Source organism: Pseudarthrobacter sp. S9 (assembly GCF_050156545.1).
In the GTDB taxonomy this organism is placed as follows: Bacteria; Actinomycetota; Actinomycetes; order Actinomycetales; family Micrococcaceae; genus Arthrobacter.
The window spans coordinates 2,414,698-2,436,692 of sequence record NZ_CP189576.1 but is presented as its reverse complement, the minus strand read 5'-3'; the positions used below and the strand labels follow the sequence as shown (position 1 = coordinate 2,436,692).

18 protein-coding genes, 2 pseudogenes and 2 riboswitches are annotated in these 21,995 nt (G+C 67.2%); of the genes and pseudogenes, 4 read left to right on the top strand and 16 right to left on the bottom strand.

Annotation, left to right across the window (positions count from 1 at the left end; genetic code table 11):
• Positions 1-165: 165 nt before the first annotated feature.
• Both ACQCSY_RS11620 and ACQCSY_RS11615 read right to left on the bottom strand, forming a co-directional pair.
• On the bottom strand, positions 166-639 hold the full coding sequence (locus ACQCSY_RS11620; RefSeq protein WP_427128906.1) for a hypothetical protein: 474 nt from the start codon (positions 637-639) through the stop codon (positions 166-168).
• A gap of 84 nt (positions 640-723) precedes the next feature.
• Positions 724-1,482 carry a TetR/AcrR family transcriptional regulator gene (locus tag ACQCSY_RS11615; RefSeq protein ID WP_427128904.1) on the bottom strand — a complete coding sequence of 253 codons (759 nt, stop codon included), beginning with the start codon at positions 1,480-1,482 and terminating at the stop codon, positions 724-726.
• A gap of 123 nt (positions 1,483-1,605) precedes the next feature.
• Between ACQCSY_RS11615 and ACQCSY_RS11610 the strand changes: the two genes are divergently transcribed.
• Complete coding sequence (locus ACQCSY_RS11610) at positions 1,606-2,553, top strand: NAD-dependent epimerase/dehydratase family protein (RefSeq protein ID WP_427128902.1); 948 nt, start codon at positions 1,606-1,608, stop codon at positions 2,551-2,553.
• A gap of 39 nt (positions 2,554-2,592) precedes the next feature.
• On the opposite strand, the pseudogene ACQCSY_RS11605 reads toward ACQCSY_RS11610, so the two are convergent.
• A pseudogene (locus tag ACQCSY_RS11605) lies at positions 2,593-3,711 on the bottom strand (APC family permease).
• Positions 3,712-3,784: 73 nt separating this feature from the next.
• Positions 3,785-4,003: pseudogene (locus tag ACQCSY_RS11600) on the bottom strand (amino acid permease); the annotation flags it as partial.
• A gap of 202 nt (positions 4,004-4,205) precedes the next feature.
• On the opposite strand from ACQCSY_RS11600, the gene ACQCSY_RS11595 reads away from it, so the two are divergent.
• Positions 4,206-5,021: a methyltransferase domain-containing protein gene (locus ACQCSY_RS11595; protein ID WP_427128900.1), complete on the top strand. Its 816-nt coding sequence runs from the start codon at positions 4,206-4,208 to the stop codon at positions 5,019-5,021.
• Between the two features lie 109 nt (positions 5,022-5,130).
• Here the strand turns inward: ACQCSY_RS11595 and ACQCSY_RS11590 are convergent, their stop codons facing one another.
• The 5 genes from ACQCSY_RS11590 to bioB all read right to left on the bottom strand — a co-directional run bounded on the left by ACQCSY_RS11590 (position 5,131) and on the right by bioB (position 10,741).
• Positions 5,131-6,324, bottom strand: coding sequence for a cytochrome P450 (locus tag ACQCSY_RS11590; protein ID WP_427128899.1), 1,194 nt, complete (start codon positions 6,322-6,324; stop codon positions 5,131-5,133).
• Positions 6,321-7,004 (bottom strand): dethiobiotin synthase, encoded by a 684-nt coding sequence (gene bioD / locus ACQCSY_RS11585; RefSeq protein ID WP_427128897.1) that lies wholly within the window; start codon positions 7,002-7,004, stop codon positions 6,321-6,323. The genes ACQCSY_RS11590 and bioD overlap by 4 nt, the downstream gene beginning before the upstream one ends.
• Entirely contained in the window at positions 7,001-8,158 is a 1,158-nt protein-coding gene (locus ACQCSY_RS11580) for an 8-amino-7-oxononanoate synthase (protein WP_427135802.1), read from the bottom strand. Before ACQCSY_RS11580 ends, bioD begins: the two co-directional genes overlap by 4 nt.
• An 8-nt stretch (positions 8,159-8,166) precedes the next feature.
• Complete coding sequence (locus ACQCSY_RS11575; protein ID WP_427128895.1) at positions 8,167-9,507, bottom strand: adenosylmethionine--8-amino-7-oxononanoate transaminase; 1,341 nt, start codon at positions 9,505-9,507, stop codon at positions 8,167-8,169.
• A 208-nt stretch (positions 9,508-9,715) separates the two neighbouring features.
• Complete coding sequence (gene bioB, locus ACQCSY_RS11570; RefSeq protein ID WP_427128893.1) at positions 9,716-10,741, bottom strand: biotin synthase BioB; 1,026 nt, start codon at positions 10,739-10,741, stop codon at positions 9,716-9,718.
• Between the two features lie 227 nt (positions 10,742-10,968).
• Positions 10,969-11,088: riboswitch (SAM riboswitch) on the top strand.
• A 16-nt stretch (positions 11,089-11,104) separates the two neighbouring features.
• On the opposite strand from bioB, the gene ACQCSY_RS11565 reads away from it, so the two are divergent.
• Positions 11,105-11,440 (top strand): hypothetical protein, encoded by a 336-nt coding sequence (locus ACQCSY_RS11565; protein ID WP_427128892.1) that lies wholly within the window; start codon positions 11,105-11,107, stop codon positions 11,438-11,440.
• On the opposite strand, the gene lipA is transcribed toward ACQCSY_RS11565, so the two are convergent.
• From lipA to gcvP, 7 genes are all read right to left on the bottom strand, one after another.
• Positions 11,437-12,450 carry a lipoyl synthase gene (lipA, locus tag ACQCSY_RS11560; RefSeq protein WP_427128890.1) on the bottom strand — a complete coding sequence of 338 codons (1,014 nt, stop codon included), beginning with the start codon at positions 12,448-12,450 and terminating at the stop codon, positions 11,437-11,439. The two genes, ACQCSY_RS11565 and lipA, sit on opposite strands and share 4 nt — an antisense overlap.
• Positions 12,447-12,596 (bottom strand): hypothetical protein, encoded by a 150-nt coding sequence (locus ACQCSY_RS11555; protein WP_427128888.1) that lies wholly within the window; start codon positions 12,594-12,596, stop codon positions 12,447-12,449. The genes lipA and ACQCSY_RS11555 overlap by 4 nt, the downstream gene beginning before the upstream one ends.
• 254 nt (positions 12,597-12,850) lie before the next feature.
• On the bottom strand, positions 12,851-14,248 hold the full coding sequence (locus tag ACQCSY_RS11550; protein ID WP_427128887.1) for an L-serine ammonia-lyase: 1,398 nt from the start codon (positions 14,246-14,248) through the stop codon (positions 12,851-12,853).
• Between the two features lie 93 nt (positions 14,249-14,341).
• Positions 14,342-15,658, bottom strand: a complete 1,317-nt coding sequence (gene glyA, locus ACQCSY_RS11545) for a serine hydroxymethyltransferase (RefSeq protein ID WP_427128885.1) — start codon at positions 15,656-15,658, stop codon at positions 14,342-14,344.
• On the bottom strand, positions 15,655-16,038 hold the full coding sequence (gene gcvH, locus ACQCSY_RS11540) for a glycine cleavage system protein GcvH (RefSeq protein ID WP_427128883.1): 384 nt from the start codon (positions 16,036-16,038) through the stop codon (positions 15,655-15,657). Before gcvH ends, glyA begins: the two co-directional genes overlap by 4 nt.
• Before the next feature lie 57 nt (positions 16,039-16,095).
• Positions 16,096-17,229 carry a glycine cleavage system aminomethyltransferase GcvT gene (gcvT, locus tag ACQCSY_RS11535; protein WP_427128881.1) on the bottom strand — a complete coding sequence of 378 codons (1,134 nt, stop codon included), beginning with the start codon at positions 17,227-17,229 and terminating at the stop codon, positions 16,096-16,098.
• 11 nt (positions 17,230-17,240) lie between these two features.
• Positions 17,241-20,126 carry an aminomethyl-transferring glycine dehydrogenase gene (gene gcvP, locus ACQCSY_RS11530; protein WP_427128879.1) on the bottom strand — a complete coding sequence of 962 codons (2,886 nt, stop codon included), beginning with the start codon at positions 20,124-20,126 and terminating at the stop codon, positions 17,241-17,243.
• A gap of 160 nt (positions 20,127-20,286) precedes the next feature.
• Positions 20,287-20,387, bottom strand: a riboswitch (glycine riboswitch).
• A gap of 172 nt (positions 20,388-20,559) precedes the next feature.
• Here gcvP and ACQCSY_RS11525 point away from each other — a divergent pair.
• A complete protein-coding gene (locus ACQCSY_RS11525) occupies positions 20,560-21,840 on the top strand; it encodes an integrase catalytic domain-containing protein (protein ID WP_427128877.1) in 1,281 nt (426 codons plus the stop codon).
• Positions 21,841-21,995: the final 155 nt, after the last annotated feature.

Genomic DNA, 21,995 nt, shown 5'->3' with positions numbered 1-21,995 from the left:
TCCAAAGTTGAGCCAAGTCGACTCAACTTTGGATTTATGACAGTCCGTGATGATTCCCAGCCGCCGGATTTCCAGCGGTCCCGGCGCCACTGGAGGCCAGGTTTCGCCCTGCGCGAACCGATGGCGCGAAACGGCCCGATCAGGTGCGCTGATCAGGTGCGGGGTCTAACTGTCCCCGCGTGCAGCCTCGCCGCGCTCCGTGTCTTCAGCGGAAGCATTGTCGGCATCGCCGCGCCCGGTCCGTTGGGTGCCGACAGTTCCGGCCGTGCCGGCAGTTGCGGCAGGCCCCGCGGCGCCGTAGTCGCCTTCGGGATACTCCCCCTCTTCGACGGCGGCGGCGGCCGTTTCACCGACAGTGCCCGCGGCGCCGTAGTCGCCCTCTGGATACTCCCCCTCTTCGACGGCGGCGGCCGTTTCACCGACAGCGCCCGCAGTGCCGTAGTCGCCTGTGGGATATTCGCCTTCTCCGGCCGTGGGCGGATTCTCACCGGCGGTACCCGCCGTGCCGTAGTCGCCCTCGACATACTGGCCTTCGGCAACGTCACCTTCGACTGCCGCGTCGCCTTCGGCCGCAGGACTCGGCGTGCTGCCGTCGCGCTTTTCTGCTGCCGTTCGATCAAACTCACTGTTTTCAGACATGGACGGACCCTTCCTGGAAGCATCGGGCACGCCCGGGCGGGCGCAGGGGCAGTCTATCGAGCGCGGCGGTGAGGCAACAGGGGATCAGTCGAACGCGCCCTCGGCGCGAACCGCGCGCAGCCCCGCCACGCCGGCCAGCACGGCGAGATGGTGGGCGAAGAGCTCGTCACGCGCGGCGAAAGTGTCCGCCCCGTACTGGCCGAAGACCTCGAAGCTGATGGCGCCGAAAAGCGAAGTCCACACCAGCGCGCCGCTCGCCAGCAGCCCGTCGGGCACTGTGAGCCCGAGCTCCGTGCGGATCTTCGCCAGGTCCATGGCCAGCGGAGGAGGCACGACGGCGGCGTGGCCGCCGTCCGCGGTCAGCCGGCCGGCCCGGTAGGCGCCGTCGAGGATCGCCATGAGAGCATAGATCACCCTGGTGCCTGGACCGGTGGTCCGCTCTGCCGGCGCCTGATACCCCGGCACCGGACTGCCGAACAGGAGGGCGTAGCGGGCGGGCTCGCGCAGCGCCCAGTCCCGGACCGCCAGTCCCAGCGCCATGAACCGCCAGCCGAAGTCCCCTTCCGGCACGGCCCCGAGGGCGGCATCCACGTCGTCTCCGAGCTCGTTGTACGCGTCGATCAGCAGCAGGGTCAGCAGCTCTTCGCGGTTCTCCACGTACCGGTAGACCGCCGAGGACACGACGCCGAGATCCCGGGCCACGGCCCGGAGGGACAGCGCGGCGGCCCCGTGCAGCGCCAGGTGCTCCCGCCCCAGCCGGATGATGTCCGCCACGGTCCGGGCACGGGCCCGCTCGCGGGGCGTTGACGGCTTCGGGGCGGGCCCGAGGACAGATTGTGGCATGGCTCCAGCATTCCACAAAGAAGAGCAGTGTCAACAAATGTGAGCACTGCTCTTGACTCTCCACTACGGCGGTCCCATTCTTGATTCAGAGAGCACTGCTCTCCAAACCGTTAGGAGATCAGAATGTCCCAGCATCAATCATCTGAGCTGTATGTCGTCAACGGAGCCGGCCCTGTCGGCTGGACCGTCGCGAAGCAGCTCGCCGCGTCCGGCCACCGGGTGCGGGTCCTCACGCGGTCAGGAAGCGGCCCCGCCCACCCCTTGATCGACAAGTTGACCGTGGACGTGTCGGACCCCGCCCAACTCGGCGGCGCATTCCACGGCGCGGCAGCCGTCTTCCACTGCATTCACGGCTCGCAGTACAACGCCAAAGTCTGGGAAAACGAACTGCCCGCAGCCGATCAGACGGTGCTGGCGGCGGCAGGCGAGGCCGGAGCCGTCGTCGTCTTCCCGGAAAGCCTGTATTCCTACAGCTCGCCTGAGGCGACTATGCGCGAGGACAGCCCAAGGGCGGCCCAAGGCGGCAAACGTGGCGTCCGCACCGAGCTCCTCATGGCCCGGGCGGCATCAGCCACGGATACCGTGAGCGTGGTGGCCAGCGATTTCTTCGGGCCGAGGGTCCGTGGCGCGCATGCCGGCGAGCGCATGGTCCGGCCGGTCCTGGCGGGCAAGCCGCTGCAGGTGATCGGCAGCGCCGACCAGCCGCACTCCTTCACCTATGTGCCGGACCTTGCGGCCGCCATGATCACCGCGGCCCGGACTCCGTCGCTGTGGAACCGGGTGTGGCATGCCCCCACCGGGCCCGCCGTCACGCAGCGGGACATCGCGGGGGCGTTCGCCGCCGCGGCCGGCGTCCGGGTTCCGCGCGTCACGGCGGTGCCGGGCTGGGCACTGCGGATGATGGGGCTGTTCGCCCCCGGGATGAGGGAGCTGGCCGAGACGCTCTACCAGTTCGAGCACCCGTTCGTGATGGATTCGCACGCCAGCGAGGCGGCCATGGGCCTGCAACCGACGCCACTGCAGGAGGCAGCCACCGCCACAGTCACCTGGTGGCGGGACCAGGAACGGTGACGGTGGGATCCTGCTTTTTGAACAGCTACTGGCGGGCCCCTACCCGACTCCGGCACCCTGGGTTTCGGAATTCGCGGCGGCAGGCGGCCCGTGGCGTGCCACTGGCACCGGTTCCGGCAGCCGATCCGGCACCGGTTCGGGCAGCGGGTTGCCCCCAAACCGTTTGCCGGCCCAGACCGCGGCAGTCGCCAGCGCCAGCGCCAGCGGCAGCGGCAGCGGCAGCGGCACCACGTGCGCCCAGCCGCTGAACAGCAGAACGGCCAGCATCACGGCCGCGGCCACGATGACGCCGTACCAGGCCGCGGTCCGCGGGCTCAGCAGGCGGATGCCGGCGGCCAGGCCGAACGCGGTCACGGCGGTGAAGCACGCCGACGCCGCCCCGATCTGGAACTGCATGTCGGTGAGCCCGGCGATGGCCGCCGCGAAGGACAGCAGTGTCAGGACGGCCAGAGTGGCCAGGCTCCGGGCGGGGAGCTGTCCCGGCCCGGCGCCCCGCGCGAGGGCCCGCGGCAGCACGCCGTCGGACGCCAGCGTAGCCCCGAGCCGGCTGGCGCCCGCCACAAAGGTGTTGATCGGGCCGAAGGTCAGGACCGCGGCCGCAACGGCGGTGAGCGGGGCGGCCAGTCCGCCCAGCCCCTTCTCGAGCAGCTCCGCGATGGGGACGGCGCTTCCGGGCAGCTGCGGGCCGAGCACGGCCACCGAGGCCGCGACGACGCCGATGTAGACCACCCCCACCACGAACAGGGTCAGCCAGGTGGCCCATTTGAGGTCGCGCTCCGGATTGCGGAACTCCCCAGCCAGGTGGGAGACGGCCTCCCAGCCGGCGAAGCAGAAAAACAACAGGCTGGCGGCGCCTCCGACGGCTCAGTAGCCGTCCGGGGCGAACGGCTGGAAATTTTCCGCCCTTGCGTGGGGTGCCGCGAGGACGACGGCGAGCGCGAGCAGCCCCACCAGCAGGACCATGAGCACCAGCTGGATGCGGCTGGACACCCGGATGCCGACGGCGTTGCTGACGAAGGCGGCCAGCAGGATCACGGACGCCGCCATGACTGCGGTTTCCCGGCCGCCGCCGACGGCGTGGGCGATGTAGTTGCCGCCGATCACGGCCGTGGCTGGGGCGCCAAAGGGGATCGAGAAGTAGAAGAGGTAGCCGGCCACCACCGAGGCGCGCCTGACGAAGTGCGCGCCTGACGAAGTGCGCGATTCCTCCGGCGTCGGGCTGCTGGCGGCTCATTTCGGCGAAGCTGAAGGCCACGGGAATGCAGAACACCAGGAGCAGCGCCCACGCCAGCAGCGACGCCGGCCCGGCCTCCTTGGCAGCGATGGCGGGAAGCACCAGGACGCCCGAGCCTAGGATGGCCCCGACGTAGATGCCCGTGGCCCGGAACAAGCCGAGCCCCTTGCCGCCGGTGCGCTTGTTGCTGTTATTGATTTCCACTCCCCTAATCATCCGCAGAACCACCTCCGGCGGAAGCCGCAAAACTGACGGACAGCTGCGAAAAAACTGCCTGCTTCCGCCGGGACCGGCAGCCCAACTGACCGGCAGTTGTTGTCGTTTTCGGGCGTCGAAACGGCAACTACTCCTAGCTACTTGGGTGGGCCTACTTGGGTGGGCCGGCCCTTTTGCAGTCGCGGAAGGGTAGCGTTCCACTATGAGTGCGCAGCAGCCCGACGATGTTTACACCCACGGCCACCACGAATCCGTGGTCCGCGCCCATGCCTCCCGGACCGCGGAGAATTCCGCGGCATTTGTCATCCCGCACCTCACCCCCGGGGTGTCGGTCCTCGACGTCGGCTGCGGACCCGGCAGCATCACGTGCGATTTCGCGGACATCGTCGCCCCCGGCCGGGTCACCGGGCTGGACCGCTCCCCCGAGGTGATCGCCCAGGCGACCGCCCTGGCTGCCGAGCGCGGTATGACGAATGTCGAATTCGTCGCGGGCAACATCTACGACCTCGGCTTCGAGGACGAGTCGTTCGACGTCGTCCATGCGCACCAGGTCCTGCAGCACCTGACGGACCCGGTGGCCGCCTTGCGGGAGATGCGCCGGGTGTCCAAGGCCGGCGGGATCGTGGCGGTGCGCGACGCCGATTTCCACGGCATGAGCTGGTTCCCGGCCGTCCCGGAGCTCGATGAGTGGATGGAGCTGTACCAGCGGATTGCCCGCCGCAACGGGGCCGAACCCGACGCCGGCCGTCGCCTCGTATCCTGGGCGCAGGCCGCCGGATTCACCGATGTAGCGCCGTCGAGCAGCAACTGGCTCTACGCCACCGGGCAGCAGCGGCGGTGGCAGGCGCGGGTGTGGGGTGAACGGGTGCTGCATTCGGCCTTTGCCGATCAGGCGCTCGAATACGGCTTTGCCAGCGAGGCGGACCTGGCCCGGATTTCCGCGGGCTGGCACCGCTGGGGATCCACGGACGACGGCTGGTTCCTGATCCCCAACGGCGAGGTGATCGCCCGGGCGTGAGTGCCGCCGTCGCCCAGCAGGTGCTGTAACTGGTCTTCGACGACGGTTGCGCCGCGAGCTCGAAGAGCTTACGCCGCTCCGCATCGTCCGCGTCATCGCCGGGCTGGGATTACCTCCCCCGGTGACTGATGGTCACCGTCCGTGGTGCCTGGAAGGACAACAGCCGGATCCATCCGGGTGTCTGGTCCTGCAGCCGGATTCCGGGCAGCGCGGCCGCCGTTTCCTGGACGACGACGGCGGCCTCCAGCTCCGCCAGTTTTGCACCCAGGCACCGGTGAATGCCCGAGCCGAAGGCCAGGGTGTATGCGCTTGACCCTTGGCCCGGAGCTCCGGACGGCTGCCCGGAGTCCCGCGGAATCCGCCCAGCGGAGCTGCCGTGGTTGCCGGTGAGTTCGAGGAGGATTTCGGCGCCGGCCGGAACCAGCTCACCACCGAGGAGGGTGTCCTGCACCGCGACCCGCCGCCATGTGGGCACGGACGATTCGGTGGCAAGCACGTGCCGGACCGCGGCCCGGGCGCCCGCCTCTGCCGCCGCCTCGTCCCAGGTCACAATCCCGGATCCCTGAACGAGCCGGAACAGTGATGTACTGATCAGCTGTGTGGTCGTTTCCTGCCCCGCGATCAGCAGGAAGTAGCCCATGGAACAGATTTCCGGCGTGGACAAGCCGTGGCCGGCGAGCGATTTGAACAGATTCCGCCCGGGGGCGTCCACCGATTCCAGGACGAGTTCCCGCAACCAACGGTAGAAATCCGCTGCACTGTGGGCCAGCTCGAGTTGCCGTGCCTCGTCCGGACAGCCCCAGAACAGCTCCAGGGAGTCAATGCTCCAGCACTTGAGCCGGACCAGATCCCGCACCGGAAGTCCCAGCAGCTCCAGCATGATGACCGCGGGAGGGAACGCCGCCACGGCCTGCACCAGATCAACCCGACCGGAACTGTTGAGTTGTTCCACGGCCTGCGCAGCCGATTCCCGTGCCAGCTGCCGGATGCGTGGCTCAATCGCGGCGACGGTGGCCGGGGTGAAGTAACCCGCAACGACTTTGCGGATCCCCGCGTGCGAGCCTGTATCGTTGCTGGCCAGGACCGGAGGCAGGGCGAAGCGTGCACGTTGCAGCACGCGCAGTGCCTGGCCGGACAGCGGCGTCGCCGCGACCAGGGCGTTGGCAGGGCTGAAGTCGGCCGGTCTGTGCAGCACCTCCCTGACGGTCTCCGGATCCCGCAGCACCAGGTACGGGCACTGTCCCTCCGGGGATTTCTCTGTCCGGAGATCTTTGAGTCCGGTGTTCACCGGTGCCGTGTTCATTCGGGCAGCCCGTTCAACCAGGCGGCGGCCTGATCCCTGAAATCCGCGGGAGACAGCTCAGAGGCCGATGCCCGGACGGCGCCGATCAGCGGAACCGGCAACGATTCGAGCACCTGCCGGTTGCCATGTTCGGCGGTCCCCGGGCTGGCCGGCCAGCTGCCGAGCACCACACCAAGCACCGCCAGCCCGCGGTGTTCCAGGGCTTCGAGCGTCAATGTCGTGTGGTTCAAGGTGCCAAGGGCGGGCCGTGTCACCAGCAGGAATGCCGCAGCAGGCGCCAGCAGGGCTCCGAGACCGGCCAGCGTGCCGCCGTCGGAATCCAGGTGCACCAGCAGGCCTCCCGCGCCCTCAGCCAGAACATGATCGTGGGATTGGGCGAGTTCGAGGATCCTGTCCGCGTGCGCCGCAAGCGGCGGGAGTTCCGCGCCGTCGACTGCGGCAGCGGCCACCGGAGCCAGCGGCTGCTGCAGCACCACGCCCGCTTCGGCCGTCATGGCGCCCGCCAGGCGCACGATTTCAGCGATGTCCGAATCACCGTCGGCGTTCCCTGACTGGCACGGCTTGTAGACGGCCACAGTGCGCCCGCGCCGCCGCAAGACGGCGGCGAGGGCCGCGGTCGTCACCGTCTTCCCGACGCCGGTGTCCGTTCCGGTGACCAGGATGATGTCCGGCAGGCTCATGGCAATTCCTCCAATATGCTGCGCAACACCGCGCAGCTGTGTTCAATCTCGTGCGTCGTCAGTGTGGCGCGCGCCGTGAGTCGAAGCCGGGATGCTCCATCCGGGACCGACGGCGGCCGGAAGCATCCGATCCGCACGCCCGCTGACCGGGCGGCGTCAGTCGCCGCCACGGCCGAGGCAGCGGACGGCATCGCGATGGACTGGACGGCGCCGGCTGCCTGCTCAAGCGCTGATTCGCCCGCCCGCAGAACAGACACCAAGCCCCGGGCGAGGGCACCGGCATTGCTCCGGACAGCCCCGGCACGCCACGGTTCTTCGCGGATGATCCGCACCGCGGCCAGGGCGGCCGCGGTGGACGCCGGAGCCAGCCCGGTGTCGAAAATGAAGCTGCGGGAGCGGTTGATGAGGTGTTCGCGCAGCAGCGGCGGACCGAGGACCGCGCCGCCCTGGCTGCCCAGGGCTTTGGACAGCGTGGCGGTAACGACGACGTTCGGATGGCCGGCGAGGACCGTCCCGGCCACCGAGCCGTGTCCCTGATGGGCACCGGCGCCCGCCACGCCCAGGCTGTGCGCCTCGTCCACCAGCAGCACGGCGTCGTGCTCCTCGGCCAGAGCCACCAGTCGGGCCAGGGGCGCCTCGTCGCCCAGCACGCTGTACACGGACTCGACGGCGATCAGCGCCCGCGGTTCGGTCCGCCCGGCGAGCAGCCGGTGGGCTTCATCCGGCCGGTTGTGCCCGAACGATTCCGTCCGCGAGCGGCTCAGCCGGAAACCGTCGATCATGGACGCATGGCAATGCTCATCCGCCACGATCAGGGTTCCCGGCCCGCCCAGCGCCGTGATCACTCCCAGATTCGCCAGATAGCCGGATGAGAAGACCAGCGCCGCCTCCATCCCTGTCAGCCGGGCAAGTTCCTGCTCCAGCTCCAGGTGCAGTTCCGTTGTCCCGGCCACCAGACGCGAGGAGGTGGCCCCGGTACCCCAGAGTGAGCCGGCGGCCGCCGCGGCGTCCGCCAGGCGGGGATCGGAGGACAGGCCAAGGTAGTCGTTGCTGGCAAGGTCCACGAAGCGGTCGCCCGCGCCCCGGGCGAACGGCCGGCGGACCAGCCCACGGCGCTCACGGACCGTGGCCTGCTGCTCCAGCCACCGCGCCATCGAGGCACTCATGCCGCGTCTCCGCTCCGGGCTGTCCCCTGTTCGTGGACCTCGGCCACTGCCGCGACCATGCCCGCGGTGATCTTTTCAATATCCGCCGCCGTGCTGATGTACGGCGGCATGGTGTAAATAAGGTTCCGGAAGGGGCGTACCCAGACCCCGTGCCGGATCGCCGCCCGGGTCACCGCGGGGACGTCGACGTCGTCGTGCAGTTCGATGACCCCGACGGCGCCGATAGTGCGGACTTCCCGGACACCCTCCAGTCCCCGGGCAAAAGCGAGTCCCGAAACCAGGCCGGCACTGATCCTGGCGATGTCCTGGCGCCAGGCGCCGCCGTCAATCATTCCGAGACTGGCGTTGGCCACCGCACATGCCAGCGGGTTGGCCATGAAGGTCGGCCCGTGCAGCAGCGCCCCGGCCGGGCCGGCGGAAACGGCCCCAGCTACCTCGCCGGTGCACAGCATTGCGGCCAGCGTCAGATAGCCGCCCGTAAGTGCTTTACCCACGCACATGATGTCCGGGACGACCCCTGCGCGGTCGGCCGCAAACAACTCACCGGTGCGGCCGAAGCCGGTGGCGATCTCGTCGAAGATCAGCAGCAGCCCGTGCCGGTCCGCCACCCGGCGAAGCACCCGCAGGCACTCGGCCGGATAGGCGAACATGCCGCCGGCGCCCTGGAGTATCGGTTCCACGATGATCGCCGCCAGCTCCCCGGCATTGGTTTCGGCCACCCTTTCGAGCTCAGAAGCCCACAACTGAACGGTTTCAGCAGTGGCGGTTGTTCCGGCAGGCGGACGGGGCGCAAACACGTTGCGGGCCAGCAGACCGGGGAAGGCCGCATGCATGCCGTCCACGGGATCGCAGACTCCCATCGCCGCGAAGGTGTCGCCGTGATAGCCGCCGCGAAGGCTCAGGAAACGCTGCCGCCGTGGTCTCCCGGATGCGGTCTGGAACTGGACCGCCAGCTTGAGCGCCACCTCCACGGAAACCGAACCCGAGTCCGCCAGGAACACTCGTTCCAAGCGCGCCCGGCCGGGAGCTGACGGTGCCATGTCCACGAGCCGCTCGGCCAGTTCCACAGCCGGGGCATGGGTCAGGCCACCGAACATGACATGGCTGAAATCGTCCAATTGCCGCTTGGCGGCGGCGTCCAACACAGGGTGGCGGTAGCCGTGGATCACAGACCACCACGACGACATGGCATCCAGTACGACATGGACGGTGCCCTCTTCGTCCCGGAGCCGCAGCCGCATGCCGTCGGCCGCTTCCACTTCCCACAGCGGAAGGCTGGAACTGGCGGGCGCATAGGGGTGCCAAAGACGCGCCCGGTCCCTCTGGATCAGGTTCATTGAACAAGCACCCCGTGGCGCGAACACTCCGCGGTCCAGCCCGTCGGCGTGACCTGGACCTTCATCCGGCGCCGGCACAGCCCGCAGTAGCGCGGCGGTTCCAGCCGCAACAGTTCCCCGCAACGGCGGTGAGAGTCCGACGTCGGGCTCTCACCTTGCGCCGCCTGCTCGCCGCAATGCCCGCAGTAGGTTTCCGCGATGACGAAGTTCACAGTGACTTCTGGAATTCCTTGATGGGCATGTTGAGCTCCACCAGGAGATTCAGGTCCGCATCGGCCGGGCGGCCGAGGGTGGTGAGGTAGTTGCCCACGATCACCGCGTTGATTCCGCCGAGCAGCCCCTCGCGTGTTCCCAGGTCGCCGAGCGTCAGTTCGCGGCCGCCGGCGTAGCGGAGCACGGTCCGGGGCATGGCAAGCCGGAAGGCGGCAATCGCGCGCAATGCGTCCTTTCCGTCCATGATCCCCTGGTTTTCCAGCGGGGTCCCGGGCCGGGGATTGAGGAAGTTGAGCGGGACCTCGTGCGGTTCCAGCGCGGCGAGCTGGGCCGCGAGTTCGGCTCGTTGCTCCAGCGATTCACCCATCCCGATCAGGGCTCCGCAGCACAGCTCCATGCCGGCGGCCTTGACCATGCTGCACGTTTCGAGGCGCTCCTCGTAGCTGTGTGTGGTGACCACTTCCGGGAAGTAGCTGCGGGCCGTTTCGAGATTGTGGTTGTACCGGTGCACGCCCCACTCGGCGAGCTGATCCACTTGGCGCTGGGTGAGCATGCCCAGTGAGCAGGCAATGTTGATGTCCACCGCTTCATTGATGCGGTCGATCGCAAACTTGATCTGGTTCATCAGCTTGATGTCCGGTCCGCGGACAGCCGCGACGATGCAGAATTCCGTGGCGCCGGTGGCTGCGGTTTCCTTCGCGGCCTTGACCAGTTCCGGGATGTCCAGCCACACGCCGCGGACCGGGCTGTCGAAGAGCCCGGACTGGCTGCAGAAGTGGCAGTCCTCGGGGCAACCCCCGGTCTTGATGGAGATGATGCCCTCCACCTCCACGTCTTCGCCGCAGTGTTTCAGACGGACTTCGTGGGCGAGCTGAAGAGCGGCCGGGAGGGCATGGTCGGGGAGGCGCAGGATCTCCAAGAGCTGCGGCTCCGTGAGCCCGACGCCATTCTCCAGCACCTGCCGACGCGCGGTTTCCAGAATTTCGTAGCGGGTTGCCTGAAGGTCTGCCTGAATCGTCATTGATTGTCCTCTGCACATGGTTCGAAATTCCGTGAATAGGTCACAACCGACGCTAGTTCTGCCGTCATGGACCGTTTTTGTCGGGTGCCTACAAAAAGGCTGTGCCAGTTTTGCAGGGTGACAGCACGAGCCCCGGCCATCGCATAGGTTGGCTCGTCAGTCGTCGTCGCCCGGCTCAGTCCGCCGTCGCGCTGTTCCAGGGGACGTGTTGGTACAGTTGATGCCAGCTTCAAGAGATGTGGCGCCAAGCTCCGACTTGCCACGCACCAACCCCATGTTCGCGGGTGGTTCGGATGAGGAAGCGGCCCCACCCGGACCAAAGACAACCGGGCGGGCAAGAGCAACTCCACAAGGAGCAGGCAATTGCCGTACCAGGAATATTCCAGCGCCGCCGGCTTCACCGGCGCCCACACCAGGGAAACCCTTCACCAGCCCACGGCCCCGCCGCACTCGTTTCGGGTGATTCCCGGCGTCGATCTCACCACGGGGACCGTGAGCTTTCTGGTGGACGGCGAACTTGAACGCCACTGGTATCCCGAGCCGCACCGGATCGCGGAGGCGCTGGCAGGGGCCGTCCGGCCCGCGCGGTGGCACCCGGCGACGCGGGTTCTGACCCTCACCGTTGCGGCCGCGGGACGCCGCTCAGGGATCGAAAAGCACTTCAGCTTCGGCCGGGCAGACCAAGGGCTGTTGTATTAATCCGTCTTCAGCACGGCCAGCAGCGAGCTGGCTTCCTGGCGGGTGCTGCCTGAGCTTTCGATATGGGCGAGCCCGGCCGGGATTGCCCGGCCCTTCTTGCGCATCGCGGTGGCCCAGAGCCGGCCGGCGCGGTACGAGGAACGCACCAGCGGTCCGCTCATGACGCCCAGGAAGCCGATCTCGTCCGCTTCCTGCTGCAGGTCCACGAACTCCTGCGGCTTGACCCAGCGGTCCACCGGCAGGTGCCGCTCGCTCGGGCGCAGGTACTGCGTGATCGTGATCAGGTCGCAGCCGGCGTCGTGCAGGTCCCGGAGCGCCCCGGAGATCTCCTCCCGGGTCTCGCCCATGCCCAGGATCAGGTTGGACTTCGTCACCATGCCCAGCCTGCGGCCCTGCGTGATGACGTCCAGGGAGCGGTCGTAGCGGAACGCCGGGCGGATGCGCTTGAAGATCCGCGGCACGGTCTCGACGTTGTGCGCGAACACCTCGGGCCTGGAATCGCAGATCGCCGCGATGTGTTCGGGCTTGCCGGAGAAGTCCGGGATCAGCAGCTCGACGCCGGTGCCCGGGTTCAGCTCGTGGATCTTGCGGACCGTCTCGGCGTAGAGCCACACGCCCTCATCGGCGAGGTCGTCGCGGGCCACGCCCGTGACCGTGGCGTAGCGCAGCTGCATGGCCTGGACCGAGCGGGCCACCTTGGTGGGCTCGAACACGTCCACGGGGGAGGGCTTGCCGGTATCGATCTGGCAGAAATCGCAGCGCCGGGTGCATTCGGAGCCGCCGATCAGGAACGTCGCTTCCTTGTCTTCCCAGCACTCGAAGATGTTGGGGCAGCCGGCCTCCTCACACACGGTGTGCAGGCCTTCCTTCTTCACCAGCTTCTTGAGCTGGACAAACTCCGGGCCCATCTGGACCTTGGCCTTGATCCATTCCGGCTTCCGTTCCACCGGTGTGGCCGCATTGCGCTGCTCAATGCGCAGCATCTTCCGGCCTTCTGGTGCCAGTGTCACAGTAGAGCTCCTTCGCGGGTTGCAACGAGGGCATCCTCGTGTTTGCGGACCACCACGTCCGCAGGCAGCTGCTTGTGCCGTTGCCAGGCGTCCGAGTAGTCAACAAAGTCCGGGGCGAAGCCAATTTCGGAAAATTCCAGAGTCATGACGTTCCTTGTATAAGGGAACCGGTCACCACAGTTGTGGTAATTGCGGTTTTGCGGGTTGGTCAGGTTACTTGTTCAGCGTTGGGGGTAGGTAGGCGATGCAAGCCCAGATGATCACGCCCATGATCAGGCTCGCACTGACCAGGACAATCCAGTCAGCGACAGACAATCGCTTGGCTCCAGGCTGCCCAGGTTTGGTCTTCACCATGGCACTTCCTGGAAACCACGGCGTTCCCTGTTATTGGTTCTTGGACCTAGCATTCGACGACGTTGACGGCGAGTCCGCCCATCGCGGTTTCCTTGTACTTGGAGCTCATGTCCTTGCCGGTTTCGCGCATGGTGACAATGACCTCGTCGAGGGACACCCGGTGCGAGCCGTCGCCCCACAGCGCCATCTTGGCGGCGTTGATGGCCTTGGCCGCGGCAATCGCGTTGCGCTCGATGCAGGGGATCTGCACGAGCCCGCCGATCGGGTCGCAGGTCAGGCCGAGGTTGTGTTCCATCGCGATTTCCGCGGCGTTTTCGACCTGCTGCGGGGTGCCGCCCATGACTTCTGCCAGGCCGGCAGCGGCCATCGACGACGCCGAGCCCACCTCGCCCTGGCAGCCGACCTCCGCGCCCGAGATCGAGGCCTGCTCCTTGTACAGCACCCCGACGGCGGCCGCGGTGAGCAGGAACTTGACCACTACGTCGTCGCGGTCGGCCTGGGTTGCCTTGTCCATGCCGGGCGCGAAGTGCAGCGCGTAGTAGAGCACGGCGGGGATGATGCCCGCGGCACCGTTGGTGGGGGCGGTGACCACCCGGCCGCCGGAGGCGTTTTCCTCATTCACGGCCAGGGCGATCAGGTTCACCCACTCCTGCCAGTACTTCGGGTCCCGGTCCTTGTCCTCCTTCAGCAGCCGCTCGTGCCAGTCGGGAGCGCGGCGGCGGACCTTGAGTCCGCCCGGCAGCAGGCCCTCGCGCCTGATGCTGATTTCGACGCAGGCCTCCATCACGGAGTAGATGTGCAGCAGGCCCTCGCGGATCTCCTCCTCGGTCCGGGAGGCCCGCTCGTTGACGAACATGATCTCGCCGATCGACAGGCCCCTGGACTGGCAGTGTTCCAGCAGCTCCGCGGCGGTGCGGAACGGCAGGGGAAGCTCCTTCTTGGACTCGTCGAGTTCCTTGAGTGCGGCGTCCTCCTCGCCTTCGCGGACGATGAAGCCGCCGCCGACGGAGAAGAACGTCGCCTTGTGGAGGACTTCGCCGTCGGCGCCGGAGACGGTGAAGGTCATCCCGTTGGTGTGCCGGGGCAGGATGGTGAGCGGGCGCAGGACCATGTCCTGGACGCCGTAGGGCAACGGGACGGAACCGGCGAGCTGCAGGGTCCCTGTCTCGGCGATGGCGGCGAGCCGCTCCTCCACTTCCTCGGGCAGGATCAGCTCCGGGTGGAACCCTTCGAGCCCCAGCAGGATCGCGGTCATGGTGCCGTGCCCGTGCCCGGTGGCGGCAAGCGAGCCGTAGAGGTCCACCCGCAACGACGCCGCTTCCGCCAGCTTGCCAAGGGACTTGAGCTCTTCGGCGAACACCGCGGCGGCCCGCATCGGTCCCACCGTGTGCGAACTGGACGGGCCTATTCCTATGGAGAAGAGGTCAAAGACTCCAACAGCCATTGTCGGTTCCTAACTTTGGTCATGCTTCAAAATGTCGGTGGTTTGAGCCCGTCGAACCCCCAATGATTCGACAGGCTCAACCACCAGGACGGGCTATGCCGAGGGGTAGAGCGGGTGGGCGGCGGCGAGGGCCTCCACCCGGGAGCGCAGGCCGGACAGGTCCGCGCCGGCGTCGGCGGTCAGGGCCTCGGCGATGATGTCCGCGACCTCGGCGAAGGCTGCCTCGCCGAAGCCGCGGGTGGCCAGCGCCGGGGTGCCGATCCGCAGCCCCGAGGTGACCATCGGCGGGCGCGGATCGAACGGCACGGCGTTGCGGTTGACGGTGATGTCGATCGCGGCGAGCCGGTCCTCGGCCTGCTGCCCGTCCAGTTCGCAGTTCCGCAGGTCCACCAGGACCAGGTGCACATCCGTGCCGCCGGAGATCACCGAGATCCCTCTGGCCGTGACGTCGTCCCGGACCAGGCGATCGGCGAGGATCCGGGCACCGGCCAGCACGCGTTCCTGGCGTTCCCTGAACTCTTCCGACGCGGCGATCTTGAAGGCCACGGCCTTGCCGGCGATCACGTGCTCCAGCGGGCCGCCCTGCTGGCCGGGGAACACGGCGGAGTTGATCTTCTTGGCGATGCCGGCGTCGTTGCTCAGGATGATGCCGCCGCGCGGACCGGCGAGGGTCTTGTGCGTCGTGGAGGTGGTCACGTGCGCGTGCGGGACCGGGGACGGGTGCAGGCCCGCGGCGACGAGGCCGGCGAAGTGCGCCATGTCCACCATCAGGTAGGCGCCCACGGCGTCGGCGATCCGGCGGAACTCGGCGAAGTCCAGCTGCCGGGCGTACGCGGACCAGCCGGCCACGATCAGGGCCGGCCTGTGCTCCAGTGCCAGGGCCTCCACCTCGGCCATGTCGATCCGGTGGTCCTCTTCACGGACCTGGTACGGGATGACGTTGTAGAGCCGGCCGGAGAAGTTGATCTTCATGCCGTGCGTCAGGTGCCCGCCGTGGGCCAGGTTCAGGCCCATGATGGTGTCGCCCGGACGGATCAGGGCGTGCATCACCGAGGCGTTGGCCTGCGCGCCGGAGTGCGGCTGCACGTTCGCGTACTCCGCGCCGAACAGCGCCTTGACCCGGTCGATGGCGAGCTGCTCGATGACGTCCACGTGCTCGCAGCCGCCGTAGTAACGCTTGCCCGGGTAACCCTCGGCGTACTTGTTGGTCAGCACCGAGCCCTGCGCCTGCATGACGGCCACGGCGGTGTGGTTTTCCGAGGCGATCATCTCCAGGCCGTCGCGCTGGCGGGTCAGCTCCGCGTCAATCTGAACGGCGATCTCCGGATCCAGGGCGGAGAGGTCCGCGTCCAGGCTCGCAGAAACGACCTGCTCAAACGCGACGGTACCTGCGGTCGTTGCGCCGCTCACAGTTCGCCGCCGTTCTTGGCTGCGTACTCTTCAGCCGACATCAGCGGGCCTTCTTCGGTCACGGCCACTTTGAAGAGCCAGCCGGCGCCGTAGGGATCGCTGTTGATCAGCGCGGGATCGGACACGACGTCCGGGTTGATCTCCGTGACCTCACCCGTGACGGGGGCGTACAGGTCCGAGACGGACTTGGTGGACTCCACCTCGCCGCAGGTCTCCCCCGCGGTCACCGTGGCGCCGACCTCAGGCAGGTCAACGTACACGATGTCGCCGAGCGCGTCGGCAGCCACGGCCGAAATACCAATCCCCGCCGGGCCCGATCCGTCAGCAGCAACCCACTCGTGTTCAGCGGAGTACTTCAATTCAGCAACAACTTTGCTCATATTTCTCAATCCTTAAGTTCGTATTTGGTTTCGACAGGCTCAAGCACCGGGGCCGCGCTATTTTCCGCGCTTGTAGAACGGCAGTGCCACGACTTCGAACGGCTCCGCCTTGCCGCGGAGGTCAATGTCCAGGGCCGTGCCCGGTGCGGCGTGTTCGACGTCGACGTAGGCCATGGCGACGGGGTACCCCAGGGTGGGGCTTGGCTGCCCGGAGGTCACTTCGCCGACGATGTTGCCGTCCTTGAGGACCGGGTAGTGGCTGCGGCCGGCACGGCGGCCCAGGCCCTTGAGGCCCACGAGTTTGCGGCCGGTGGTGGAGCCTGCGCCGGCTGCCTTGAGTGCTTCCAGTGCCGTACGGCCCACGAAGTCGGACTCCTTGGCGAGCGAGACCACCGGGCCCAGGCCTGCCGCGTAGGGGTTGCCTTCGCGGGAGAGTTCGTTGCCGTAGAGCGGCATGCCGGCTTCCAGACGCAGGGAGTCGCGGCAGGCCAGGCCGGCGGGGATCAGCCCGTGGCCGGCGCCGGCTTCCAGCAGTGCCTCCCAGAGATCCGCGGCGTCGCTGTTGGGCGCGTAGATCTCGAAGCCGTCCTCGCCGGTGTAGCCGGTGCGGGCCAGCAGCAGGTCCTGGACAGTGCCCTTGACGGTGATCCCTACCTCGATGGCGGCGTAGTACTTCAGATCTGTGACCAGCGAGTGCTGCTCGGCCGGCACCAGCGCCAGCAGAATGGCCTCCGCGTTCGGTCCCTGGACGGCGATCAGCGATGTCTCGGCGGAAACGTCCTCCACGGCGGCATCAAAGCCGGCAGCACGTTCAAGCAGTGCCGCAGCCACAACCTTGGCGTTGCCCGCATTCGGAACCACCAGGTACTTTTCATCGCCACGGCGGTAGGAGATCAGGTCGTCGATGATGCCGCCGTCTTCCTGGCAGATCAGCGAGTACTTGGCCTTGCCCACGGCGACAGCTGACAGCTTGCCGGCCAGTGCGTAGTCCAGGAACGCTGCGGCGTCCGGGCCGGTGACCCAGACTTCGCCCATATGGGAGAGGTCGAACAGGCCGGCGGACGCGCGGACGGCGTGGTGCTCGGACAGCTCGGAGGAGTACTTCAGGGGCATCTGCCAGCCGCCGAAATCGGTGAAGGACGCGCCGGCTTTTTTGTGCTCTTCATAGAGCGCGGTGTAGTTCTCAGTCATCGGGGAAATCCTTAGTCTTCGAAGGCCTCAGTGTTGTCCTCGAAGGCTTCGAGGGGTGGGCAGGAGCAGACCAGGTTCCGGTCTCCGGCGGCGCCGTCGATGCGCCCGACCGGGGGGAAATACTTGTCCTGCCGGAGTGTGTGGACGGGGAAGGCGGCCTGCTCACGCGGGTACGCCCGCTCCCAGTCGGAAGATACGACGGCGGCGGCCGTGTGGGGTGCGTTGCGCAGCGGGGAGTTCTCCACCGTGAAATCGCCGTTGGCGACCTGGTCGATCTCCTGGCGGATGGTGATCATCGCCTCGATGAAGCGGTCGATCTCCGCAAGGTCCTCGGACTCGGTGGGCTCCACCATGAGGGTGCCCGCCACGGGGAAGGACAGCGTGGGTGCGTGGAAGCCGAAGTCGATGAGGCGCTTGGCCACGTCCTCGGCGGTCACGCCTGTCCTGGCGGTGAGTTCACGCAAATCCAGGATGCACTCGTGGGCCACCAGCCCGCTCTCCCCCGTGTAGAGAACCGGAAAGTGCTCATCCAATCTTGCGGCAATGTAGTTCGCCGCGAGCAGGGCCGACTTGGTGGCCTCGGTCAGGCCCTGGCCGCCCATCAGCTTCACGTAAGCCCAGGAGATCGGCAGGACGCCGGCCGAGCCGTAGCGGGAGGCCGAGATTGCAGCACCAGTTCCTGGTTCGATAGCGCCGGCTTCGTGCGCCGCCTTGTTCGCGTCCCCCGGCATGAACGGCGCCAGGTGGGCCTTCGCCGCAACGGGCCCGACGCCGGGACCGCCGCCGCCGTGCGGGATGCAGAAGGTCTTGTGCAGGTTCAGGTGCGAGACGTCGCCGCCGAACTTGCCCGGCTGCGCCAGGCCCACGAGGGCGTTGAGGTTGGCGCCGTCGACGTAAACCTGGCCGCCGGCCGAGTGGATCGCGTCGCAGACCTCCCGGACATCGGCGTCATACACACCGTGTGTGGACGGGTAGGTGATCATGATCGCGGACAGCACGTCCTTGTGCAGCTCGATCTTGGCGGTGAGGTCCGCGTGGTCAATCGTGCCGTCGGAGGCGGTGGCCACCACAACCACCTTCATGCCGGCGAGCACGGCCGAGGCCGCGTTGGTGCCGTGGGCGGAGGCCGGGATCAGGCAGATGTTGCGCTGGGCGTCCCCGCGGGAAAGATGGTAGCCGCGGATCGCCAGCAGGCCGGCGAGCTCGCCCTGCGAGCCGGCGTTCGGCTGGATCGAGACCTGGTCGTAGCCCGTAATTTCGGCGAGGTCAGCCTCGAGGCCGCGGATGAGTTCGCGCCAGCCCTCGGTCTGGGAGTCCGGCGCAAACGGGTGGATGGAGGCGAACTCCGGCCAGGAGATCGCTTCCATTTCTGCGGTGGCGTTCAGCTTCATGGTGCAGGAGCCCAGCGGGATCATGGTGCGGTCCAGCGCGAGGTCCCGGTCCGAGAGCTTGCGGATGTAGCGCAGCAACTGGGTCTCGGAGCGGTGCGTGTTGAAGACAGGATGCTGCAGGAATTCGGAGGTGCGCAGCACCGTTTCGGGTAGCTCGAAGCCCTTGGCCTCCACCACCGGACCGGCACCAAAGGCGACGACCACTGCGGAGAGGACCTCCGGCGTCGTCGTCTCATCGACTGACACGCCAATTGTGTCCGCATCGATGAGGCGCAGGTTGATGCCCCGGGCCTCGGCGGCGATGACCTTGGAGGCCTTGCCGGGCACGCGGACCGTAACTGTGTCGAAAAAGGAGTCGCTTACCAGTTCCCGGCCCACGATCTTCAGCGTGGCGGCGAGGGCGCGGGCGTTGTTGTGGACGGTCTCGGCGATGGCCTTCAGGCCGTCGGGGCCGTGGTAGACGGCGTAGAACGAGGACACGATCGCCAGCAGTGCCTGCGCGGTGCAGATGTTGGACGTGGCCTTCTCGCGGCGGATGTGCTGCTCGCGGGTCTGCAGCGCCAGCCGGTAGGCCGGGACGCCGGCGTTGTCCTTGGAGACGCCGACGATGCGGCCGGGGAGCGTGCGTTCCATGCCGTCACGCACGGCCATGTAGGCCGCGTGCGGGCCGCCGAAGAACAGCGGCACTCCCAGGCGCTGGGTGGAGCCGACGGCGATGTCCGCACCCTGCTCGCCCGGAGGGGTGATCAGGGTGAGGGCCAGGAGGTCCGCTGCCACGGTGACCAGCGCGCCCCGGTCTTTAGCCTCGGCGATCACGCCGGACTGGTCCCACACCCGGCCGGAGACGCCGGGCTGCTGGAGGACGATGCCGTTGATGTCGCCGTCGGGCAATCCCTTCGAGAGGTCGGCGACCTCCACCTCGAAACCGAGGGCTTCGGCGCGGCCCTTGACGATGGCAATGGTCTGCGGGAGACAGTCGGCGTCGAGGACGGTCTTGGCCCCGGCAGCGGTCTTGTTCTTGTTGGCGCGGCGCATGAGCAGCACGGCCTCAGCGACGGCGGTGGCCTCGTCGAGGAGGGACGCGTTGGCGACCGGGAGCGCGGTGAGGTCCTGGACCATGGTCTGGAAGTTCAGCAGTGCCTCGAGGCGGCCCTGGGAGATTTCGGGCTGGTAGGGGGTGTAGGCGGTGTACCAGGCGGGGGCCTCGAGGATGTTGCGGCGGATCACCGGCGGGGTCACGGTGTCGTAGTAGCCCTGGCCGATCATCTGCACGGCGGTCTTGTTCTTGGAGGCAAGCCTGCGCAGCTCGGTCAGAACCTCGACCTCGCTAAGGGCGTCCGTGAGCTGGAGCGGCTTCTCCTGGCGGATGGAATCGGGAACAGCGGTGTCCACCAGGCCATCAACGCTGTCGTAGCCGACAGCCTTGAGCATGGTATCGATGTCGGCCTGGCGGCGGGCGCCAATATGCCGATCGGCAAAGTTGGATGAAAGAGATTGAACCGTCATGAGGAACTCCAAGGAATGGCCGACGCAACGCGCCGGAGCGGACCGGGTTCCTCCCCGCTCTGTATTGGACCTGAGAGATTCCGCGGAGCCGTGCTTTCGCAGGGGCTCCGCTTGCACCGTCGGTGAGCCAGGACGTTGCTTGGCTGCTTTCCAGAGTTGCCTCGCCGCGGCGGTACATGGGCCTGAGAGATTCCTGGGGAGGATTTGCTCCTACGGCGCCTGCCCGGTTGATGGCTGGGAGGACTCTCCCGCCACGGTTCGAAAGGCATATTCAGATGTGGGTGATTCGCACCACACGGTATACGAAATTTCGGCGCCGGGCAACATCCCGACAAGACTCACGTATAGTGCTCGCGAAATGGGGTGCGTGCCTCATTTGATTAATGCTCGCGAAATGCCGGTGACCGCCCGAGTGCTGCGGTGTGCTTGGCGGATGGGTCAGTTGTCGATGGGTGCGCGTCGGGAGATCACGAAGAAGCATGCGGCCGAGTATGGGCGCGCGTCGAAGAAGGCCAAGGGGGTGATGCTGGATCAGCTGGTCGCGACGACGGGCTGGTCCAGGGCGAATACGAGACGGGCGTTACGGACGGCGCTGCAGCGGAAGGGCCCGGTGAAAGCGGTCAAACGCGTACCGCGGTCCCGTTCGTACGGGTATGACACGCTGAAGCTGCTGGTTCAGGTGTGGAACCTTGCCGGGCGTCCGTCCGGGAAGTATCTGGCCGCGACGATGGCCATCTGGCTGCCCAAGCTGGAGAGGTTTCACGAGCTGGACCAGAGACGTCTGAACGAGCAGACGCGGGCGCAGCTGCTCGCCGTTTCCGGGGCAACGATCGACAGGATGCTGAAGCCGACCAAGGACGGTGCGCGGATACTGGGCCTGTCCGGGACGAAACCCGGGCCGCTGCTGCGCAACTCGATCCAGGTCCGCAAGGCCGGGGATGAGCACGAACAGGCGCCGGGGTTCGTCGAGGCGGATCTGGTGCTGCACTGCGGCCCGACCCTGGCCGGGGAGTTCATCCGCTCCCTCACGGTCACCGATGTATTCACCGGCTGGACAGAGAACATTGCGATTAAGAACGGCGCCCACCGGTGGGTCCTCGAGGCTATGACAGGCATCGAGGCCAGGCTGCCGTTCCCGCTCGTGGGCCTGGATACCGATAACGGTGGTGAATTCATCAACCACGCCCTGATCAAATGGGCCGGTGAGCGGGACTTGTTCTTCACCCGGGCCAGGCCCTATAAATCCAACGACAACGCCCACGTTGAACAGAAGAACGGCGATGTGGTCCGCCGTCACGCCTTCCACTACCGCTACGACACTGCCGGTGAGCTGAGGCTGCTCAATGAGCTCTATCCGCTCGTGAGGGTGCGGCTGAACATGTTCACTGCGACCACGAAGGCCATCGGCTGGCGTTCGAACAGGAACGGAAGGAAGACCCGGATCTATGACAGGCCACGCACCCCGTACCAGCGCGTCATGGACTCAGCTGTCCTGACACCGGAGCGCGCCAGCGAGTTCGCCCGGCTCTTCAACGACACCAACCCCGCCGAACTGACGCGCGCCATCACCGCCATCCAACACAAACTCATCGCCTTGGCCAAAGACAAAACCAATGCCATCACCGCCGGCATTTCGCGAGCAGAAATAGCTGAGGCACTACGCATCCAGCCGCAAGACTATGACGCAAAACTGAGGTTTGACTTTTCTTCGTGAGCCATCCCACACTGGACCAGTGGCCGCCCTTGCGAGGCTCTGGCCATGAAAATCACGCACTGGCAGCAACTTCCATGAGGATGATTTAGTCCCTGCCTGGTTGCGTGGAGTTGCCCTCCACGCTAGTGTGTGATCCGCATCACTCAAAAGTGAAA

Excerpts from the sequence above, each read along its gene's own strand:
- ACQCSY_RS11590 (WP_427128899.1), bottom strand. The coding sequence starts at position 6,324 with ATGAACACGGCACCGGTGAACACCGGACTCAAAGATCTCCGGACAGAG.
- ACQCSY_RS11575 (WP_427128895.1), bottom strand. The coding sequence starts at position 9,507 with ATGAACCTGATCCAGAGGGACCGGGCGCGTCTTTGGCACCCCTATGCG.
- ACQCSY_RS11580 (WP_427135802.1), bottom strand. The coding sequence starts at position 8,158 with ATGGCGCGGTGGCTGGAGCAGCAGGCCACGGTCCGTGAGCGCCGTGGG.
- ACQCSY_RS11610 (WP_427128902.1), top strand. The coding sequence starts at position 1,606 with ATGTCCCAGCATCAATCATCTGAGCTGTATGTCGTCAACGGAGCCGGC.
- bioB (WP_427128893.1), bottom strand. The coding sequence starts at position 10,741 with ATGACGATTCAGGCAGACCTTCAGGCAACCCGCTACGAAATTCTGGAA.
- ACQCSY_RS11615 (WP_427128904.1), bottom strand. The coding sequence starts at position 1,482 with ATGCCACAATCTGTCCTCGGGCCCGCCCCGAAGCCGTCAACGCCCCGC.
- ACQCSY_RS11595 (WP_427128900.1), top strand. The coding sequence starts at position 4,206 with ATGAGTGCGCAGCAGCCCGACGATGTTTACACCCACGGCCACCACGAA.
- gcvH (WP_427128883.1), bottom strand. The coding sequence starts at position 16,038 with ATGAGCAAAGTTGTTGCTGAATTGAAGTACTCCGCTGAACACGAGTGG.
- gcvT (WP_427128881.1), bottom strand. The coding sequence starts at position 17,229 with ATGACTGAGAACTACACCGCGCTCTATGAAGAGCACAAAAAAGCCGGC.
- gcvP (WP_427128879.1), bottom strand. The coding sequence starts at position 20,126 with ATGACGGTTCAATCTCTTTCATCCAACTTTGCCGATCGGCATATTGGC.
- ACQCSY_RS11525 (WP_427128877.1), top strand. The coding sequence starts at position 20,560 with ATGGGTCAGTTGTCGATGGGTGCGCGTCGGGAGATCACGAAGAAGCAT.
- ACQCSY_RS11620 (WP_427128906.1), bottom strand. The coding sequence starts at position 639 with ATGTCTGAAAACAGTGAGTTTGATCGAACGGCAGCAGAAAAGCGCGAC.
- bioD (WP_427128897.1), bottom strand. The coding sequence starts at position 7,004 with ATGAGCCTGCCGGACATCATCCTGGTCACCGGAACGGACACCGGCGTC.
- ACQCSY_RS11555 (WP_427128888.1), bottom strand. The coding sequence starts at position 12,596 with ATGACTCTGGAATTTTCCGAAATTGGCTTCGCCCCGGACTTTGTTGAC.
- ACQCSY_RS11550 (WP_427128887.1), bottom strand. The coding sequence starts at position 14,248 with ATGGCTGTTGGAGTCTTTGACCTCTTCTCCATAGGAATAGGCCCGTCC.